General features: G+C 72.5%; 14 protein-coding genes and 2 tRNA genes. 6 read left to right on the top strand and 10 right to left on the bottom strand.

The features are described from left to right. Positions 1-215 precede the first annotated feature (215 nt). The 4 genes from AMK19_RS22065 to AMK19_RS22080 form a co-directional block, all read right to left on the bottom strand. On the bottom strand, positions 216-2,222 hold the full coding sequence (locus tag AMK19_RS22065) for a glycosyl hydrolase family 18 protein (RefSeq protein ID WP_073814415.1): 2,007 nt from the start codon (positions 2,220-2,222) through the stop codon (positions 216-218). 258 nt (positions 2,223-2,480) lie between these two features. Continuing rightward, positions 2,481-2,554 (bottom strand) — tRNA-Met (locus AMK19_RS22070). Between the two features lie 145 nt (positions 2,555-2,699). Continuing rightward, positions 2,700-2,773: transfer RNA gene (locus AMK19_RS22075), tRNA-Met, on the bottom strand. Positions 2,774-2,830: 57 nt separating this feature from the next. Further along, positions 2,831-5,731 carry a UPF0182 family membrane protein gene (locus AMK19_RS22080; protein ID WP_073814536.1) on the bottom strand — a complete coding sequence of 967 codons (2,901 nt, stop codon included), beginning with the start codon at positions 5,729-5,731 and terminating at the stop codon, positions 2,831-2,833. 172 nt (positions 5,732-5,903) lie between these two features. On the opposite strand from AMK19_RS22080, the gene AMK19_RS22085 reads away from it, so the two are divergent. After that, positions 5,904-6,464: a PPA1309 family protein gene (locus AMK19_RS22085; RefSeq protein WP_198953406.1), complete on the top strand. Its 561-nt coding sequence runs from the start codon at positions 5,904-5,906 to the stop codon at positions 6,462-6,464. 118 nt (positions 6,465-6,582) lie between these two features. On the opposite strand, the gene AMK19_RS22090 is transcribed toward AMK19_RS22085, so the two are convergent. The 4 genes from AMK19_RS22090 to AMK19_RS22105 all read right to left on the bottom strand — a co-directional run bounded on the left by AMK19_RS22090 (position 6,583) and on the right by AMK19_RS22105 (position 9,750). Then, positions 6,583-7,665, bottom strand: coding sequence for a YlbL family protein (locus AMK19_RS22090; protein WP_073814417.1), 1,083 nt, complete (start codon positions 7,663-7,665; stop codon positions 6,583-6,585). Positions 7,666-7,734: 69 nt separating this feature from the next. Then, positions 7,735-7,914 carry a hypothetical protein gene (locus tag AMK19_RS22095; RefSeq protein ID WP_073814419.1) on the bottom strand — a complete coding sequence of 60 codons (180 nt, stop codon included), beginning with the start codon at positions 7,912-7,914 and terminating at the stop codon, positions 7,735-7,737. 159 nt (positions 7,915-8,073) lie between these two features. Next, positions 8,074-8,514 (bottom strand): molybdenum cofactor biosynthesis protein MoaE, encoded by a 441-nt coding sequence (locus tag AMK19_RS22100; protein WP_241844508.1) that lies wholly within the window; start codon positions 8,512-8,514, stop codon positions 8,074-8,076. Positions 8,515-8,601: 87 nt separating this feature from the next. After that, complete coding sequence (locus AMK19_RS22105; protein ID WP_143200325.1) at positions 8,602-9,750, bottom strand: NAD-dependent epimerase/dehydratase family protein; 1,149 nt, start codon at positions 9,748-9,750, stop codon at positions 8,602-8,604. Between the two features lie 191 nt (positions 9,751-9,941). On the opposite strand from AMK19_RS22105, the gene AMK19_RS22110 reads away from it, so the two are divergent. Beyond that, positions 9,942-11,501, top strand: coding sequence for a zinc-dependent metalloprotease (locus AMK19_RS22110; protein ID WP_073814423.1), 1,560 nt, complete (start codon positions 9,942-9,944; stop codon positions 11,499-11,501). After that, on the top strand, positions 11,498-12,061 hold the full coding sequence (locus AMK19_RS22115) for an NUDIX hydrolase (RefSeq protein ID WP_073814425.1): 564 nt from the start codon (positions 11,498-11,500) through the stop codon (positions 12,059-12,061). The genes AMK19_RS22110 and AMK19_RS22115 overlap by 4 nt, the downstream gene beginning before the upstream one ends. Before the next feature lie 58 nt (positions 12,062-12,119). On the opposite strand, the gene AMK19_RS22120 is transcribed toward AMK19_RS22115, so the two are convergent. Further along, positions 12,120-12,779 (bottom strand): M48 metallopeptidase family protein, encoded by a 660-nt coding sequence (locus AMK19_RS22120; protein ID WP_083647177.1) that lies wholly within the window; start codon positions 12,777-12,779, stop codon positions 12,120-12,122. 230 nt (positions 12,780-13,009) lie between these two features. Between AMK19_RS22120 and AMK19_RS22125 the strand changes: the two genes are divergently transcribed. The 3 genes from AMK19_RS22125 (at position 13,010) to AMK19_RS22135 (ending at position 16,943) form a co-directional block, all read left to right on the top strand. After that, a complete protein-coding gene (locus tag AMK19_RS22125) occupies positions 13,010-14,119 on the top strand; it encodes a ThiF family adenylyltransferase (protein ID WP_073814427.1) in 1,110 nt (369 codons plus the stop codon). A 299-nt stretch (positions 14,120-14,418) separates the two neighbouring features. Next, positions 14,419-15,753: an ABC1 kinase family protein gene (locus AMK19_RS22130; RefSeq protein ID WP_073814430.1), complete on the top strand. Its 1,335-nt coding sequence runs from the start codon at positions 14,419-14,421 to the stop codon at positions 15,751-15,753. A gap of 23 nt (positions 15,754-15,776) precedes the next feature. Continuing rightward, a complete protein-coding gene (locus AMK19_RS22135) occupies positions 15,777-16,943 on the top strand; it encodes a barstar family protein (RefSeq protein ID WP_143200326.1) in 1,167 nt (388 codons plus the stop codon). Positions 16,944-16,956: 13 nt separating this feature from the next. Here the strand turns inward: AMK19_RS22135 and AMK19_RS22140 are convergent, their stop codons facing one another. Further along, the gene (locus AMK19_RS22140) at positions 16,957-18,030 is read right to left on the bottom strand and encodes a phosphotransferase (RefSeq protein WP_073814433.1); all 1,074 of its coding nucleotides are present in this window, start codon (positions 18,028-18,030) and stop codon (positions 16,957-16,959) included. Positions 18,031-18,286 lie beyond the last annotated feature (256 nt).

The following is an 18,286-nucleotide window of genomic DNA, read 5'->3' on the forward strand; positions in this document are numbered from 1 at the left end:
ACCCGTAACCCTCGTACACCTGCTCCGTCCGTTTTGGCGGAGCGGGGCCGAAGCCCGGCGAGATTGCTTCAGCGCTTTGTCGATTTCCCGACACTGAGCCCCACAAACCCCAACCCCGCATCGTACCGGAGTCGATCAACTCTCGGCGCATGCAAGGGCGAAGGCCCGGAGGGTGTCTCCCTCCGGGCCTTCGCTGCACGCGTGGTGACGTTGAGTCAGCTGACGGTGAAGTCGTCCGCCTGGTAGGCGCCCTGTCCGTACCAGCCGTGCACCCAGATGGTCACCGAGGTGACCGAGGCGCCGGTGGTGAACTTGGTGGACAGTTGCGCCCACGAGCTGCCGCCGGGGGTCCAGGTCGAGCTGTCCGCCCCGGAGCCGGTGACGCCGAGGTAGGTGTAGTTGCCCTTCACCCATGCGGAGAGCGTGTAGGTGGTGTTCGGCTTGACCGTGACGGTCTGTTGGCACTGCGCGGTGTCACCGGCACTGGCGTTGCCCTGCAGCGCGTACGAGCCGGTGTGGCCGCCGCCGACCACGCTGCCGCCGCTGCCCGCGCAGGTCCACGGGCTGAGCGCGCCGGACTCCAGGCCCGGGTTGGCGACGATCCCGCCGCCGGGGCCGCTCGGCGAGGAGGACGGGCTGCTGGACGGCGAGCCCGAGGGCGACGAGGACGGCGAGCCGCTGGGCGAGTTGGACGGCGACGGGCTGCTGCTGGTGCTGCTGCTCGCGCTCGGCGACGGCGAGGTCGGCGGCGCCGGGCAGTTGGCGGCCGAACCGGAGGTCGCCGTCATCAGCGGGTTGAGCAGCACCGCGTTCGGGTCGTCGTACAGCGAGAACACGAAGGAGCCGCCGAGGCCGTTGCAGTGCGCGTAGTCCATCTTGGCCTGGATCGACTTGGTGTTCTCCCCGGACCAGAAGTTGGTGCCGTCGTAGAAGTACGAGGCCTGCGACGCCGGGTCCCAGTACGTGTAGCTCGGGTTGTCGACGACGCCCAGCAGTTCCTTGTACATCCGCACGCCGGCCACGTTGCCGGAGTTCGGCGCGCCCTGCGCGGGCCCGCTGGCCGGCTGGAACAGCCCGTGGTTGGCGCCGGCCGCCACGCCCGTCCAACCGCGGTAGTACAGCGGGACGCCCATGTTGAGCTTGTTGGCCGGGAAGCCGCCGGGGATGCCGTACGAGGGGTCGCCGACCGTGTAGGCCTTGACCGCCTCGTCGATGGAGTACTTGGCGTTGCCCGGCGGGATGTTGTTCGACGGGTCGCTCGGGTTCTGGTAGACCGGCGTCTGGTGGTTGGTCGGCCCCTGCGCCTCCCAGCCGCCGTGCATGTCGTACGTCATCGGGTCGGCGAAGGTCAGGTACTGGGCGATCTTGTCGGTCTCGATGTACTGGATCTTGTCCTGACCGGCCGGCAGCGCGGCGCTCAGCGCGTAGGTCTTGCCGTCGGCGCTGCCCTGGGCGTTGAGCTGGTTGCGGAACTCGGCGAGCAGCGCGGTGAAGTTCTGCTTGTCGTTGGGCGAGGCGTGGTTGCCGAGGTGGCCGCCGCCGCCCGGGTACTCCCAGTCGATGTCGAAGCCGTCGAAGATGCCCTTGCCGGTGCCGGCGCCGCCGTAGCCGCCCTGCGCGGGCAGGTTGCCCTTGATGAACATGTCGACGCAGGAGGAGACGAGCTTCTTGCGGGAGGCGTCGGTGGCGGCCGCGTCCGAGAAGTACTTGGAGTAGGTCCAACCGCCGATCGACATCAGGACCTTGAGCTTCGGGTACTTGGCCTTCAGCTCCTGGAGCTGGTGGAAGTTGCCCGCCAGCGGCTGGTTCCAGGTGTCGGTGGAGTTGTCGACGCTGTTGCCGTTGGCGAAGGTCTTCGCGTAGTCGGCGTAGTAGTCGCCCGCGCCGTCGCCGGCGTTGGGGTTGTTCTCGTCCTGGGAGGCCGCCGAGTTGGCCTCGAAGCAGGTCAGGTTGGTGGGGTCGATGTTGGCGAAGTCGTACAGCAGGTAGTCGAGTTTCCCGGCCATGCCGTTGGTGTCGACGTTCTTCAGGTAGTACGCGTTCTGGTAGATCGACCACTGGTCGAAGTAGGCCACCTTCATGCCGCCGCTGGTGGCGGGGGCACCGGTGGTGTTGGCCGGTCCGGCGGACGCGTTGGGGGCTCCCAACAGCGACATCGCCCCGGCGAGCAGAGTGGCGGCCGCGGCCGTGACGGCCCAGAGCCTTCGGTTGTTGCGGTGCATGCGGATGTGCCTCTCCTGTCACGTGGGGATGCAGGAAACGCCGTCCGACACCCCGGTCGGGGAGAGCGGCAGACGGGGCAGAACACGATCAATTCCCGTTGCGGGCATACGCGTTGCAGCACCACCAGGCGGGCGGTGGGGGCCGCTCGTCATGGGCACGACCCAGATTGGACTGGACCACATGGAGTGTCAATGGGACGCACTCCAGGGAATGGCAAAGGCCCGGAGGCTGATGCCTCCGGGCCTTTCGCTACAGAGTAGCGGGGACAGGATTTGAACCTGCGACCTCTGGGTTATGAGCCCAGCGAGCTACCGAGCTGCTCCACCCCGCGTCGGTAAACCAACAGTATCACGATCACGACCGCACCCATGACCACCCATGACCACCCCGGGACGCCGAGGTCTCCGAGGTCCCCGGGGCCCTTGGGGAATGGCAAAGGCCCGGAGGCTGATGCCTCCGGGCCTTTCGCTACAGAGTAGCGGGGACAGGATTTGAACCTGCGACCTCTGGGTTATGAGCCCAGCGAGCTACCGAGCTGCTCCACCCCGCGTCGGTGAGCTAACAGTAGCACGGCTGCGGGGTGGAGCAGCAAATCGGTTCTCGCAGCTCAGCCGGTCGGCGCCGGTGAACCCGACGGCGCCGGCGAGCCGCCGCCGTTCTTCGACTCGGCCGCCATCGCGGCGTCCAGCGCCTTCTGCAGGGCCTGCTGCGCCTGCCCGTAGGCCGCCCAGTCGCCGTTCTTCAGCGCGGCCTGGCCGTCGGTGAACGCCTTCTGGGCGTCCGCCAGCGCCTTGTCCAGCGCCGGGTTGGCGCCCGGCGTGGTCGGGGCGGGCGGGGTGGTGCTGCCCGGGTCGGCGGGGGCGGGCGGGGTGGTGGCCCCGCCGGCCGTCGGGCCGAGCACCTTCGCCAGCGCCTTGTCCAGGGTGTCCTCAAGGGCCACGTTGTGGTCCCCGTACACCGCCAGCACCTTCTTCAGCACCGGCACCTTCGCACCGCGCGCCACCAGGTACACCGGCTCCACGTTGAGGATGCCGCCGCCGACCGGCAGGGTCAGCAGGTTGCCGTACACCAGGTCGGAGTCGGTGCCGCTGCGCAGCAGCGTCAGCTGGCGGGCGACCTCGGTGTCGGAGTTGAACTTCGCCTGCGTCAGCGCCGGGCCGAGCGCGCCCGACTCGGACGTCATCCGCAGGAGCCGCAACTTGCCGTAGTCGTCCCCGGGGTCGGCGTCCGCCGTGAGGAACGCGGCCAGGTTCTTCCGGCCCGAGGGCACGAACGAGCTGGTCAGCGAGAAGCTGGCCTTCGCCGCGTCCGGCATCCGCACCGTCAGGTAGTACGGCGGCTGCACCTCGTCGGCGTTGACGGTCGGGTCGACCGGCACCTCCCAGATGTCGGTGCCGTTGAAGAACGCCGTGGCGTCCGTCATGTGGTACATCCCGAGCAGGTCGCGCTGCACCTTGAACAGGTCCTGCGGGTAGCGCAGGTGCGCCTCCAGCTCCTTCGGGATGTCCGCCTTCGGCTGGACGGTGCCCGGGAACGCCTTCATCCAGGTCTTCAGCACCGGGTCGGCCTCGTCCCACTGGTAGAGCGTCACCTCACCGGTGTACGCGTCGACCGTGGCCTTCACCGAGTTGCGGATGTAGTTGACCTCGTTGACGGCGCTCAGGGTGCGGCCGCGCTGGTCGGTCAGCGAGTCCTTGGTGGCGTCGCCCAGCACCGTCTTCGACGCGAACGGGAAACCGTCCGAGGTGGTGTAGCCGTCCAGCACCCACACCAGCCGGCCGTTCTCCACCACCGGGTACGGGTCGGCGTCGATCGACAGCCACGGCGCGACCTTCTCCACCCGCTCCTTGGGGGTGCGGTCGTAGAGGATCTTCGCGCCGTCCTTGATCGCGCCCGAGTACAGGATCTGCGGCTCGCCGAACTTCATCGCGTACGCGGCCCGGGTCAGCGGGTTGTCCAGCGAGACGCCGCTGCCGCCGGTGTACTGGTACGTCCGGTCCGGGTCGGAGTCCCGGGTGTAGTCGATCTCGTCCATGCCGGGGCCGACGATCGAGTACATGGTGGACTTCTCGCCGTAGTACACCCGCTGCTGGTAGTCGCCCAGCGACCCGGTGGTCGGCAGCGACTGCTGGGTGTAGACCGGGTTGCCGTTGGCGTCGACCTGGTTGCCCTTGGCGGCGACCATGCCGTAGCCGTGGGTGTACTTGAAGTGGTCGTTGATGAAGTTGCGCTGCTGAACGCCCGACAGGTCCAGCTCGCGGACGCCCATCACGGTGTCCTGGTCGCCGTACCGGTCCACGTCCAGGGTCTTCGGGAACGAGTAGTACTGCCGCAGCGCCTGGTTCTGCTGGAACGTCGGCGACACCACGTTCGGGTCCAGCAGCCGGATGTCCGAGATCGTCTGCGCGTCCTGCTTCAGCTTGCCCGCTTCCGGGGCGTCCGTCGGCGTGTACGGCTGCACGTCGACGCCGGCGATGCCGTAGGCCTGCCGGGTCGCGTCGATGTTCTTCTGGATGTACGGCGTCTCCCGGGCCTGCTCGTTCGGCTTGACCTGGAACTGCTGCACGATCGCCGGGTACAGCCCGCCGACCAGCACCGCCGACAGCGCCATCAGCCCGAAGCCGATCAGCGCCGGCGCCCAGGTCCGCCGCACCGGCGTCAGGAAGAACAGCACCGCGCAGATGATCGCCACGAAGAACAGGATCGTCTTGGCCGGCAGGAACGCGTTCGCGTCCACGTACCGCAGACCGGTCCAGCCCTCGACGCCCTTGTACGACTCGCTCTTCACCGCCAGCGCGTACCGGTCCAGCCAGTACGCCCCCGCCTTCAGCAGCACGAACACGCCCAGCAGCACGGCCAGATGACCCTGTGCCCCGGCGCTCGCCCGGCGGCCCGGGCCCTGCAGCCTCAGCCCGCCGTACAGGTAGTGCACGGCCGCCGACGCCAGCAGCGACACGATCACCGCGCTGAACGCGAAGCCCAGCAGGAACTCGTACCAGGGCAGGTCGAACGCGTAGAACGAGACGTCCAGGTGGAACTGGCTGTCCTTCTGCCCGAACGAGGTGCCGTTGACCCACAGCATCCACGTCCGCCAGTGCGCGCCCGCGGCCGCGCCGGCCGCCAGGCCGACCAGCAGCGCCAGGCCGATCAGCAGCCACTTGCGGAACGGCGCCACGCCCATCCGGTAGCGGTCCAGGCTCTGCTGCTCCACCGACATCGCCGCCAGCGGCGGCCGCAACCGGTACGCCAGCCACAGGTTGAACCCGACCACCAGCGCCATCAGCAGCCCGAACACCGCGAACAGGCCGGCCTTCGCGCCCAGCTGCGAGGTGAACACCGAGCCGTACTTGACCGACCGGAACCACAACCAGTCGGTCCACAGGCCGGCCACCAGCGCGAACACCAGGAACAGGGCCGCCAGCACACCGGCCGTCAGCAGCAGCACCTTTGTCCGGCGCGGTGGCGGCCCGACTCTCGCTCGGAAACCCGGATCGGAGCGATCCGGCATCTGGAAGGTCAAGACGCCACCTCAGCTGTTGTTGTCGTTGGGGATGACGGTGTCGCGCCGTGGACGGGCGGACACCGGGACTCCCATGTGGAACTTAAACAGTCTTTACCGGAGTTCCCGGAGACTGCGTCGGAGTTGGAGACGGCCGCCCCGAACATGTGAGGATGGCCCCATGTCCGACTCCCCTGACCTGACCAACGCTGCCTCCGGCATGCCCGCCGCCACCCCCCTCACCCGGGCCGCGCTGGAGATCGACGAGCACGCCGCCACCCTCGGCTGGGACGGCCCGGCCCGCCTGTTCGCGCTGGTCGACAACGCCCAGATGCGCAAGGCCAACCCGCGGCTCGCCACGCAGCTCGGCCTGGACGAGAACCCGACCGGCCTCACCCCGGTCGAGCAGGAGGAGATCCCCCGGGGCACCGAACTCGACCGCTTCCTCGGCACCATCGCCTGGCCCGACGGCGTGGTCGGCTGCGCCCTGGTCGTCGAGCGCCTGATGCTCCCGCCGGGCGCCGAGTCCTCCCGCCCGAAGAACGCCACCGAGCAGGAGATCAACGACTGGGTGGCGACCCACCCGCAGCGCCAGGAAGTCCGCATCACCGCCGCTGTCCTCCGCGGCGGCGGCCGCGAGGTCGCCCTCCGCCTCCGCGAGAAGGACATCGCCCGCGAGGTCCTCACCGGCCCCGACCTCGTCCCCAACCTCACCACCGCCCTCCTGGCCACCTTCCAGTAGGCGAACCGGGAGGTCGCTCCCCGGGGCGCGGGAACTGCGCGCAGCGGAAGGCACTCAACAGCAAGGTCGCGACGCGGACAATAACGTGCCGTTCGTCGCGACCTTGCTGTTGCAGCCACTACTTGTTGCAGCTGGGCAGCGCCGCCTTGTCCCCGCTCCGGATGGAGTCCAGGGCCTTGACCGCGCCGGCGAGGTTCTCGACCTTGACCAGCGTGAGCCCGGAGGGCGTCCCCTTCGTCGCCTCGGTGCAGTTGTCCGCCGGCGTGAAGAAGTACTCCGCGCCCTTGTCCCGCGCCGCTATCAGCTTCATCTGGATGCCGCCGATCGGCCCGACCGTCCCGTCGTCGTCGATGGTGCCAGTGCCCGCCACGAACTTGCCGCCGGTGAGGTCGGTGGCGGTGAGCTTGTCGACGATGCCGAGCGCGAACATCAGGCCGGCGCTCGGGCCGCCGACGTCCTGCAGGCCGATGTCGATCTTGAACGGGTAGGTGTGGTCGACGCCGGGCGTGATCCCGACGATGGCCCGGTCCTCGTCCGGCGCCTTCGCGGTGGTGATCGTCACCTGCTGCTCGTTCGCCGGGTCCGGCGTCGCGTCGGCGGCCTTGGCGTGCGGGACCACGGTGAAGACGGCGTTCTCGCCGGGCTTGTGCTTCATCACCTGCTCGGCGACCTGGGTCCGGCTGTTGATCGCCACGCCGTCCACCGCGACGATCCGGTCACCGGCGTGCAGCTTGCCCTCGGAGGGGCCGCCGGCGGTCACCGAAGAGACGATGATCTGCGTGGTGACCGGGATGTCCAGCTGCTTGAGCGCGGCGGTCTTCGCACTGTCCTCGGAGGACGCGAACTCCTCCGCGTTCTGCTGCTGGGCCTCCTGGTCGGTCTGCCCCTTCGGGTACACGTTGTCGTGCGGCACCACGAGCACGTCCCCGCGCATCCAGCCGACGATCGCCGAGATCAGGCTGGGCTGGTAGTTCGCCCCGGTGACCTGGACCGTGGTCATGTTGAGGTGACCGCTGGTCGGATAGGTCTCCCGCCCGGTGATGGTGATCACCGGGGTGCCGGTCTTGTCCTGCGTGCCGAGGGTGTTGTACGTCGGCCCCGGGCTCATCTCGGTGAACGGCACCTTCATCAGGACCGAGGCACAGAGCAGGCCTATCAGCAGCAGGGTGGCGGCGAGCATGGTCGCCGATCGGCGTGGCATGGCACGACAGTACGGGAAGTGAAGGTCGTCATGTACTGCCGGTGCGCCCCCGTCGCCGCCCCTCGGCAGCTACTTCTCGTCGGCGCGTCCGCTGCCGGTGCTGCGCTCCATCGCGGCACGGAAGCGTTCGTGTTCGGCGAGCGAGGACGGGTCGGTGATCGAGCGCGGCGGCCGCGCCGCCCATCCCGCCCACACCGAGGCCAGCAGTCCGGCCACTACAGGAATGATCAACCAGGCAAGCGCAGCCATCTTCGAACTCCCCACAGGCTCGTCATGCGTATCAGCAGATTAACCGCCTACCGGAGGAACGGCGCGTGCGGTGTCCGAGTTACGGGACCCCTGGCGCGCCCGCCGTCCCCGGATACCCCCGAACGGGGAACGAGCGGGGCGCGGAGCGGACACGGGCGGTCAGCAGGAGCCCGCGCCGACCCATTCCTCCTCGCCGTCGGCGAAAACCTGGTGTTTCCAGATCGGCACCTCGTGCTTGAGGTCGTCGATCAGCCGTCGGGAGGCCTCGAACGCCTCCCCGCGGTGCGGACAGGAGACCGCGACGATCACCGCGACATCCCCGATCTCCAGCCGGCCGGTGCGGTGCACCGCAGCCAGCGCCCGGACCGGGAAGTCCGCGCAGATCTTCTCGGCGATCCGGCGCAGCTCCCGCACCGCGCTCGGGTGGGCGCTGTACTCCAGCGCCGCGACGGCCTTCCCGCCGTCGTGGTCGCGCACCGTGCCGACGAACAGCGTGGTGCCGCCCGCCGCGTCGTCGCCGACCGCCGCGTGCACCTCGTCCAGGGAGAGCGGCGTCTCGCGGACGGCGAGCAGCCGGATCGGGTCGTGGTTCTCGGACATGGCCCCCATCATTCCGCATCCGATCGGCGCGACCGCCGGGATTTTCGCACCGCGGAACGGTCGTCCCGCGGTGCGAAAATCCGGTGGTCAGATCCGCCGGTGCTTGCGGGCCCGGCGGACCAGCGCCGCCGTGCCGATCAGCGCCACCGTGGCGCCGGCCGCGCCCAGGCTGGTGGCGGCCTCCTTGCCGCCCAGCCGGCGACCGGCCACCGCGTGCTTGCCGGACACCTGGGCGAGCAGCTCGGCCAGCACCTCCTCGTTGGTGTGCTCGGGCCGCCAGCCCGCCTCGTGCAGCCGGCTGCCGGACACCACCCAGGGGTACATCGTGTACGCGAGGTCGCCGGCCGGGGCCGGGGTCAGGCCGAGGCGGTGCAGCCGGGCGGCGGTGCCCAGGGCCAGCGAGGCGGGCAGTTCCATCCGGCGGATCCCGGACAGCTCCTCCACGTCCTCCTGCTCCAGCCAGCCGTCGCAGCCGACCGTCACCTCGCCCTCGACCAGGCCGAGCGCCGCGTACTCCAGCGCCGAGGCCAGGTCGTCCAGGTGGCAGAACTGCCAGCACGGACGGGAGCCGGCCACCACCAGCAGGCGCGGGGCCTCGAAGTGGCGGGTGAGCACGGTGTCGATGCCGGGGCCGACCACCACGGCCGGGCGCAGCACGGTGATCTGCAGGCCGGGGTGGGCGCGCGGGGCGCGGCGGGCCAGCCGTTCGATCTCCAGCAGGTCGCCGACCAGCGAGGCCTCCTCGGTGGCCCGCAGCTCGGAGTCCTCGGCGAGCGGGACTTCGTTGTCGGCGAGCGCGCCGTAGACCATCGCGGAGGTGCACAGCACGACGCGGTGCACCCCGGCGGCCGCCGCGGCGGTCACCACGGTCTGCGCGCCGCGCACGTTGTAGGCGCTGCGGGTGCGCGGGTCGGACTCCATGCCGAGGTCCATCGCCAGGTGCACCACGACGTCCACGCCGGTCAGCCGCTCGGCGACGGCCGGGTCGCGGACGTCGAGCACGCGCCAGTGCACGCCGGGGACTTCGCCGCGGCGGTCGTCCACCGCGAGCACCCGGCGCACGTGCGGCGAGGCCACCAGGCGTTGGGCGACGCGCTCACCGAGCACGCCCGCCGCGCCGGTGACGGCCACGGTAAGGGGTTTGCCGCCGTAGGCTGGAGACGGCGAACCGGCATCGGCCGGCGCATCCTCGCCCTCGGTCAGCCCAGAGCGAACGTCCGAAGGCGGGGAACTCACCGGCCATCCTCCACGGTTAGCTTAAGTGCGTACGTACGAGTGTCACGCACCGTCCATCCTGCCCGAGGCTCAGCCCCTGCGGTGCACCCGGCGCGGTCGGCCGCGAGACCATTGAAGCCGCCCGGAGCCTCCGGGCAACAGAATTTCCCGCCACACCACCCGCGTGACGGCCGACCAGATCGAGGATCCCCGTGAACGACCTCCCCTTCGGATTCGGCGTTCCCCCCGAGGAGCCCGAGGACGGCGACAACAAGGGCAAGAAGGACGGCGAGCAGGGCGACTCCACCCCGCAGCAGCAGCCGTTCGGCTTCGGCAACGGAAACCCCTTCGGGGCGCTGTTCGGCATGGGCGGCGCCGGCGGGGCGGGCGGCGACAACCCGTTCGCCGCGATGATGGGCGGTTTCAACCCCAACGACCTGGGCGCGGCGTTCCAGCAGCTCGGGCAGATGCTCTCGTTCGAGGGCGGCCCGGTCAACTGGGAGCTGGCCAAGAACATCGCCCGGCAGACCGTGGTCGCCGAGCAGCCCGAGGGCAAGAGCAAGGACCGCTCGGTGGGCGCCGCCGAGCGCACCGCCGTCGTCGAGTCGGTCCGCCTGGCGGACCTGTGGCTGGACTCGGCGACCGAGTTCCCGTCCACCTCCTCGGCGGCCGTGGCGTGGAGCCGCGCCGAGTGGATCGAGGCCACCCTGCCGGTCTGGAAGGACCTGGTCGACCCGGTCGCCGAGCGGGTCGGCAACGCCATGGGCGGCGTGCTGCCCGAGGAGATGCAGGCCGTGGCCGGGCCGCTGATGGGCATGATGCGCTCCATGGGCGGCGCCATGTTCGGCACCCAGATCGGGCAGGCGCTCGGCGCGCTGGCCGCCGAGGTGCTCGGCTCGACCGACGTCGGCCTGCCGCTCGCCCCGGCCGGGAAGGCCGCGCTGCTGCCGCAGAACATCGCCGAGTTCGGCGACGGGCTGAACGTGCCCGCCGAGGAGGTCCGGCTCTACCTGGCCCTGCGCGAGGCCGCCCACCAGCGGCTCTTCGCCCACGTGCCGTGGCTGCGGGCTCACCTGTTCGGCGCGGTCGAGGCGTACGCGCACGGCATCAAGGTCGACACCTCGCGGATGGAGGAGCTGGTCGGCCAGCTCGACCCGAGCAACCCCGAGGCCCTCCAGGACGCGCTGGCCGGCGGCCTGCTGCAGCCCGAGGACACCCCCGAGCAGAAGGCCGCGCTGGCCCGGCTGGAGACCGCACTCGCCCTGGTCGAGGGCTGGGTCGACGCCGTCGTGCACGCCGCCGCCACCCCGCACCTGCCGCACGCCGCCGCGCTGCGCGAGACGCTTCGCCGCCGCCGCGCCACCGGCGGCCCCGCCGAGCAGACCTTCGCCACCCTGGTCGGCCTGGAGCTGCGCCCGCGCCGCCTGCGCGACGCCTCCCGGCTGTGGGCCTCGCTCGCCGACGCCCGCGGCGTCGAGGGCCGCGACGCGCTGTGGAGCCACCCCGACATGCTGCCCACCGCCGCCGACCTGGACGACCCGGACGGCTTCGTGCACCGCGACACCAGCGCCGAGATCGAGGGCGGTTTCGACTTCGACGCGCTGACCAAGCTGCTCGGCGAGGCCGCCGGCGGCGGCGCGAAGCCCGACCTGACCAAGGGCGACGCCGCTTCCGGCGACGACCCGGCCGAGGGCAAGGGCAAGGGCGACGACAAGGCCGAGGGCAAGGCCGACGGCAAGGACAACGACGGCCGGGAGGGCGACGCCAAGTGACGTCGCTGCACACCGATGCCGTCCGGGCACTGACCGACTGGGCGCCGGACGAGGACAGCCAGCAGGAGCTGCGCCGCGGCTACCTGGCGCACCTGGCGGCCAACCCCGACGGCCTGTGGCGGGCCTGCGTGCCCGGCCACATCACCGCCAGCGCGCTGGTGGTCGACCCGGCCGAGGGGCGGGTGCTGCTGACGCTGCACCCCAAGGTCGGGATGTGGCTGCAGATGGGCGGCCACTGCGAGCCCGGCGACGCGACGCTCGCGGCGGCCGCGCTGCGCGAGGCGGTCGAGGAGTCCGGCATCGCCGACCTGGAGCTGCTCGAGGTCGGCGGCCGCACCACGCCGGTCAAGCTGGACCGGCACCACGTGCGCTGCATGGGCAAGGACCGGCCGGAGAACGTCCACCTGGACGTCCAGTACGTCGCCCTCGCCCCGGCCGGGGCGCGCGAGTTGATCAGCGAGGAGTCGCTGGACCTGCGCTGGTTCGGCTGGGAGCAGCTGCCCGCCGACACCGACCACTCGGTGCGCGACCTGGTCGCGCGGGCCCGGGCGCTGGTCTGAGGTTCCTCCGTGACCCCCGTGGGCCCCTGACGGGCCTGCGGGGGTCCGTCGTTGTCCGTCAGGTGTTCCGGGCGCCGGGGATGTGCGGCAGGCGGGCGGCCGAGGCGACGCCCTCCAGGTAGCCGCGGGCCCGTTCGGTGCGCGGGTAGGCGTCCAGCAGCTCCCAGAACCGGGGGCCGTGGTCGGGCACCAGCAGGTGGGCGAGTTCGTGCAGCAGCACGTAGTCGACGACGTACTCGGGCATGCCCTGGAGGCGGTGGGAGAGCCGGATGGTGCGTTCGCTGGGGGTGCACGAGCCCCAGCGGGAGTTCTGGTTGGTCACCCAGCGGACGTGCTCGGGCTCGGCGCGGCCGCCCAGGTACAGCCGGGACAGTTCGGCGGCCCGGGCCTGCAGGGCTTCGTCGCCTAGCACCCGGCGCTTCTCCTGCGCGGCCAGCTTGGCGAGCATCTGCGCCACCCAGCGCTGTTCCTCGGCGTGCGACATCCGGGCCGGGATCAGCACGATGGTGCGGTCGCCCTCGCGGTAGGCGGAGACGGTGCGGCTGCGGCGGGCGCTGCGGCGGACCTCGACCTTGCTGCGGTCGATGCCGCGCTCGGGGCCGCGGGCCCGTTCGGCCTCGGTGCTGGCATGCGCACCGGGCGCCGCGACCGTGGACCCGGAGGCGGCCCGGGCACGCCGACGCGACGCCGCCCGATGGGAGTCCGGTTCGGCTGCCATGGCACAGGACGTTACCCCGTCGTCACGACAGAAGTCCGGTACCGGGACGGCGCGGCCCCCGGTACCACCCGGGTGCGTTATCCACAGGCTGTGCACGGTGATGAACCGATAGTCGGCACGGGTCTGTGGACAACGGGTTTCCGTGTGCGGACGGTCGCGGGCAAGCTGCGGTCACCAGTTGATCCGACGCCTCGACCGGGACGCCGGAGACCGACGCTTGGAGGACCGACATGCGCCCCGTGATCAAGCCCGCCCTGTCCCGGCTCTGGCGGGAGAAGCAGACTCTTCAGTTCGGCACCGTCCGCCGTCACGCCCGGGTGATCGAGGGCGTCGACCGCAAACTCTGCCTGTTCCTGGAACTGATCGACGGCACCCGGGACGGGCCCGCGGTGGTCGCCGCCGGGAGACGGCTCGGCCTGAGCGAGGAGTACTGCCAGGGCATGCTCGACTCGCTCGGGCAGAGCGAACTGCTGGACGACGCCGAGGCCCTGCACGACGTGCTGGAGCTGTACCCGGCGGCGCGCGGCGAGTTGCTCGGCCCCGACGTCTCCTCGCTGTCCCTGGTGCACCCCGCCCCGGACGAGGCCGCCGCCGTGCTGCGCAGCCGGGCCCTGGCCCGGGTCGAGGTGCGCGGCGCCGGGCGGGTCGGCGCGGCCGTCGGCACGGCGCTGGCCGCCGGCGGCATCGGCGAGGTCGCGGTGCTCGATCGCGGCCGGGTCGCCGCCCGGGACTGCGCGCCCGGCGGCTTCCCGCCGGCCGACGTCGGGCGGCTGCGCGCCACCGCCGCCCGCGAGTTGGTGCACCGCGCCACCGGCGCCCCGGTCGGCGAGCGCTACCGGCGGCCGCCCGCCAGCCCGCCACCGCCGGCCCTGGTGGTGCTCGCCCCGCGGGACGGCTCGGCCGCGTACACCGGGGCCGCCGTGGACGCCCAGGAGTTGATGCGGGCCGGCATCCCGCACCTGTACACCGGGGTGCTCGAACACCTCGGTGTGGTCGGCCCGTTGGTCGTCCCCGGGGCCTCCGCGTGCGGCAGCTGCGCCACCCTGGCCCGGCGCGACCAGGACGAGGCCTGGCCCCGGCTGCTGGCCCAGCTGATCGACGAGGGCCCCGGCCGGCCCCGCGCCCCGGCCTGCGACAGCGCGGTCGCCGCCTCCGTCGCCGGGCTCGCCGCGCTGCACGTCCAGCTCTACCTGGACGGGGTGCTGCCGCCCAGTGTGGACGGCTGGTGCGAACTGTCCGCCGCCGACGGCATGGTGCGCCGCCTGCGGCTGCGCAGTCACCCCGACTGCGGTTGCCTGTGGCAGTCCGCCACGCCCGTTCAAGCGGGCACAATGGCCTAGGACATGCCTTCGGGTCCGTCCGGCGAAACCTCGCCGAACCACCGCACGCCCTGCCCGGCGCACCGCCGCCGGAGCGTGCGGGCCTCGGCGGGGAGGGGCGTCGGGCGGGCCCGGGGAGTCCGCACCACCGCCGGCGGGGGCCGCCGGTCGGTCCGGCTGATCTGGAGGTCCGGTGAGCGATCTACCGCGCAAGGCAGTGACCGGCACGGCGCGACCGGTTGCCCGCCCGCGCCCGGCGACGGCCCTGCGGCCGCCGGCCACGACTGTCGCCGGCGGCCCGGCCCGAACGGAGGCGGCCGATGTCTGAGATGCCGCGCAAGGCGGTCTCCCGGACGGCCCGGCTGGCCGCTCTGCCGCTGAGCTTCGCCGGCCGCGCCACGCTGGGCCTCGGCAAGCGGCTCGGCGGTCGCCCCGCGGAGGAGGTCGCGGCCGAGCTCCAGGCCCAGACCGCCGAGCAACTCTTCGCCACGCTCGGGAAGTTGAAGGGGGGTGCGATGAAGTTCGGGCAGGCCATGTCGGTCTTCGAGTCGGCCCTCCCGGAGGACGTCGCGGGCCCCTACCGGGCCGCGCTGACCAAGCTCCAGGACTCCGCACCGGCGATGCCGACCCGCACCGTGCACTCCGTGCTGGCCTCCGACCTGGGCGAGGACTGGGCTGCCAACTTCCGTTCCTTCTCCGACCAGCCGTCCGCCGCCGCCTCCATCGGCCAGGTGCACCGGGCCGTGTGGCGGGACGGGCGGGACGTCGCGGTCAAGATCCAGTACCCGGGCGCGGGCGACGCCCTGCTCAGCGACCTCGGCCAACTCGCCCGGCTGGCCCGGATGCTGGGCCCACTGATCCCCGGGATGGACATCAAGCCGCTGATCGCCGAGCTGCGCGAGCGGGTCACCGAGGAGCTCGACTACCGGTTGGAGGCCGAGTCGCAGCAGCTGCACGCCCAGGAGTTCGCCGACGACGCCGACATCCGGGTGCCCCGGGTGGTCGCCCAGTCCGGGCGGGTGCTGGTCACCGAGTGGCTGGACGGCAAGCCGCTGTCCCAGGTCATCTCCGACGGCACCCGGACGGAGCGCGACCGGGCCGGGCAGCTGCTCGCCCGGTTCCTGTTCGCCGGCCCGGCCCGCACCGGCCTGCTGCACGCCGACCCGCACCCCGGCAACTTCCGGCTCGTCAAGACCGGCCGCGCCGCCTCCACCTGGCAGCTCGGCGTGCTCGACTTCGGCACCGTCGACCGCCTCCCCGGCGGCCTGCCCCGCCCGATCGGCACCTCCCTGCGGCTCGCCCTCGCGGGAGACGCCGGCGCCGTCTACGAGCTGCTCAAGCAGGAGGGGTTCGTCCGCCCCGCCATCTCGCTCGACCCGGACGCGATGCTCGACTACCTGCTGCCGATCATCGAACCGACCCGCGCCGAAGAGTTCACCTTCAGCCGCGAGTGGATGCGCACCCAGGCCGCCCGGATCGCCGACCCGCGCTCCCCCGCCTACAACCTCGGCAAGCAGCTCAACCTCCCGCCGTCCTACCTCCTCATCCACCGGGTCACGCTCTCCACCATCGGCGTGCTCTGCCAACTCGGCGCCACCGTCCGCCTGCACGAGGAACTCCTCCACTGGCTCCCCGGCTTCGCCGAGGCCGAGTAGCCGCGCCGCCAAGGGGGGTGAAGGTGCGAGTGACGGACCACCCGCCGTGGGAACGGCCGTACCCGGTGCGGTTCCTGATCGTCGGGGAGGGCGAGGACGACGACGCGATCGACGTCGACCTGCTGCTCGGCCGGTGCGCGGCCGCCGAGGGGCTGTTCGCCGACCCGCCACCGCCACCGCGCGAGGTCCTGGTGCTGCGCGGCTGCGCGCCGGGCCTTGCGGCCGGACGACTCGGCCCGGCGGTGCTCGTCGGGCTGTCGGAGGCCGGGCGCGAGTACTCGTGGGAGCTGCTGGACGCCGAGGTCCTCGTAGTCGGACCGCACTCCGCCGATCCGACGCTGGTCGACGTGGTGGTCGGGGCGGCAATCGGCGAGGTGGACGACTTCCGCCTCGCGCAGGACCCGTGCGAGCGCTTCGAGTTGCTGGGCGGCCGGGACGAGCCGCCGACGACGTGCGCGGAGGTGACGGGGCTGCCGGTGGCCTCGGCCGAGCCCGCGCGGCTGCCGGTGCGGCTGATCGGCTGCGAGCCCACCGAACCACTGCGGGCGAAGCTGGACGGCGGCTACCTCGGCTGGCCCGCGTACACCCAGCTGTGGGCGCTGGACGACACCGGCCGGGTGATGGCCCGGTTCCACACGGGGCTGGCCGTCGACCGCGTCCGGCCGTCGGTCCTCGGCGGCGGCCTGCTCGACCTGCTGCTGTCGGTCCCGCCCGGGGACCTACCGGGCTCCGCGGCCCGCGAGGCCTGGCAGCGGTGGCAGCAGGGGCCGCCCGAAGAGCCGGGCAGCTGGCGGGGGTTGAGCGTCGCCGCCAAGAGGGAGTGGCAGTCGCTGGCGCTGTACCGGCGCGATCCCGGACCGGACCGCCCGGGCGGCGACTACCACCTGGCGGGCGCGGGCGTCGAGGACGAGACCGGCCTGCACTGCGCCCTCGGCGAGGCGGTCAACGGCCCGGGCGGCTACTACGGGCGGGAGTGGAACGGCTTCAAGGACTGCTTCGGCGGCGGCTTCGGGCCGGTCCCGCCGTTCACCCTGGTCTGGCACGACTTCGTCGCGACGGAGCGGGAGTTGGCGGCCGGGGCGGGCGGGGCACCTGGGGCGGGCAGAGCGGGCCAGGACGGTAGGTCGGGCTACCCGGAGGAGCTCGCCCGGTTGATGGAGAGCCGCGGCATCCGGGTGGTCCGCGCCTGACGTCCGACCGGAGTCAGTCGCGGTCGCCCGGCAGCGGCCCCGCCGTCGGCCAGGCCGTGCGGATCCGGGTGGCGAGGGTGGCGCAGAAGCGGCCGAAGATCGGCAGAGCGGTGTCGGCGTCCGCGAGGGCGGCGACGGCCCGGACGCGGTGCAGCAGGCGGCGGCGGGCGGTGGTGTTGCCCCAGGTCCAGTCCGCGTGGTGGAGGCGGGCCAGGTAGTCGGCGGTGCCGCGTTCGGCCCTGGGGACGAGGGCGTCGCCGCGCAGCAGCCAACCGGCGCAGGCGTCGGCGAGTTCGGCGCGGCCGGCGGCCTCGGTGCCGGTGGCGGCCCGCCAGGTGGCGCGGTAGGCCGCCTCGGCCTCGGCCAGGACGGCGGGCGGCGGGGCCGTGGAGCACCGGCAGGTCGGGAACCCCGTGCGCAGGTAGGCGAATTCGGCCGCGCCCGGGCCGAGCGCGGCCTGCTCGAAGTCGACGAACCGGACGCCGTCGGCGGTGTGCAGGTCGTTGCCGGGGCACGGGTCGCCGTGCAGCAGGGCGTGCCGCACGGGGGTGGCGGACAGCCGGGCGAGCAGGTCCTCGGCCTCGGCCCGGGCGCCGGGCGGGGCGGGGACGTCGAGGGCGCGGGCCAGCGCGATGAAGCAGCCGAGGTCGCGCCCGGTCGGCCCGGTCCAGGTGGGCAGGGCGGTGGCGGGGGCCGTCCCGGCGAGGTCGTCCAGGTCGGCGGGGGCACTGGCGTGCAGCCCGGCCAGCGCGGTGGCGTAGTGGGCCAGCCAGTCGGGGCCGGGCGTGCGGTCCACCAGACGTTCCAGCACCAGGACGCGCGCGGTGGGGTCGGTGCCGAGCAGCGCGGGCACCACGGGACGGCCGGTGCGGCCGGCCCTCCGGGAGGCGAGCGCCAGCGCGGCCGCCTCGCGCGCGAAGCGCTCCTCGACGCCGGGCGAGTCGACCAGCTGCTTCACCACCACCGGGACGCCGGAGAGCTCGGCCCGCCAGATCCGGGAGCGCGGGCTGCTGACCAGACGGCGGGCCTTGCGCGGCGGGCCGAGCTCCGCGCGCAGCCGCTCGCCGAGCGGAAGGGAGGACCACATGCGACCCATCCTTCCAGAACCAGTTCGACCACCGAACGACAGTACGACCGGCACGAGTTGGACCGGTCGCAGTCGCAGTCGCGATCGCAGTCGAATCGGCATGACTGCGGAGGAAGCGGGCACACGCTGCCCGGGCCGGTGGCGGCTCCCGGGCCGGCGGCGGCCGGGCCGGCGGCGGCCGGGCCGGGACGCGCCGATGGCCGGCTCCCCGGCGGGGAGTCGGCCATCGGCGTTCAGGGGTTGGTCACCGGCGTGG

It is taken from the genome of Kitasatospora sp. CB01950, from assembly GCF_001905465.1.
In the GTDB taxonomy this organism is placed as follows: domain Bacteria; phylum Actinomycetota; class Actinomycetes; order Streptomycetales; family Streptomycetaceae; genus Kitasatospora.

Coding starts and splice junctions, on each gene's coding strand:
- AMK19_RS22140 (WP_073814433.1), bottom strand. CDS start 18,030: ATGTGGTCCTCCCTTCCGCTCGGCGAGCGGCTGCGCGCGGAGCTCGGC.
- AMK19_RS22065 (WP_073814415.1), bottom strand. CDS start 2,222: ATGCACCGCAACAACCGAAGGCTCTGGGCCGTCACGGCCGCGGCCGCC.
- AMK19_RS22120 (WP_083647177.1), bottom strand. CDS start 12,779: ATGGCAGCCGAACCGGACTCCCATCGGGCGGCGTCGCGTCGGCGTGCC.
- AMK19_RS22125 (WP_073814427.1), top strand. CDS start 13,010: ATGCGCCCCGTGATCAAGCCCGCCCTGTCCCGGCTCTGGCGGGAGAAG.
- AMK19_RS22080 (WP_073814536.1), bottom strand. CDS start 5,731: ATGCCGGATCGCTCCGATCCGGGTTTCCGAGCGAGAGTCGGGCCGCCA.
- AMK19_RS22095 (WP_073814419.1), bottom strand. CDS start 7,914: ATGGCTGCGCTTGCCTGGTTGATCATTCCTGTAGTGGCCGGACTGCTG.
- AMK19_RS22090 (WP_073814417.1), bottom strand. CDS start 7,665: ATGCCACGCCGATCGGCGACCATGCTCGCCGCCACCCTGCTGCTGATA.
- AMK19_RS22130 (WP_073814430.1), top strand. CDS start 14,419: ATGTCTGAGATGCCGCGCAAGGCGGTCTCCCGGACGGCCCGGCTGGCC.
- AMK19_RS22100 (WP_241844508.1), bottom strand. CDS start 8,514: ATGTCCGAGAACCACGACCCGATCCGGCTGCTCGCCGTCCGCGAGACG.
- AMK19_RS22085 (WP_198953406.1), top strand. CDS start 5,904: ATGTCCGACTCCCCTGACCTGACCAACGCTGCCTCCGGCATGCCCGCC.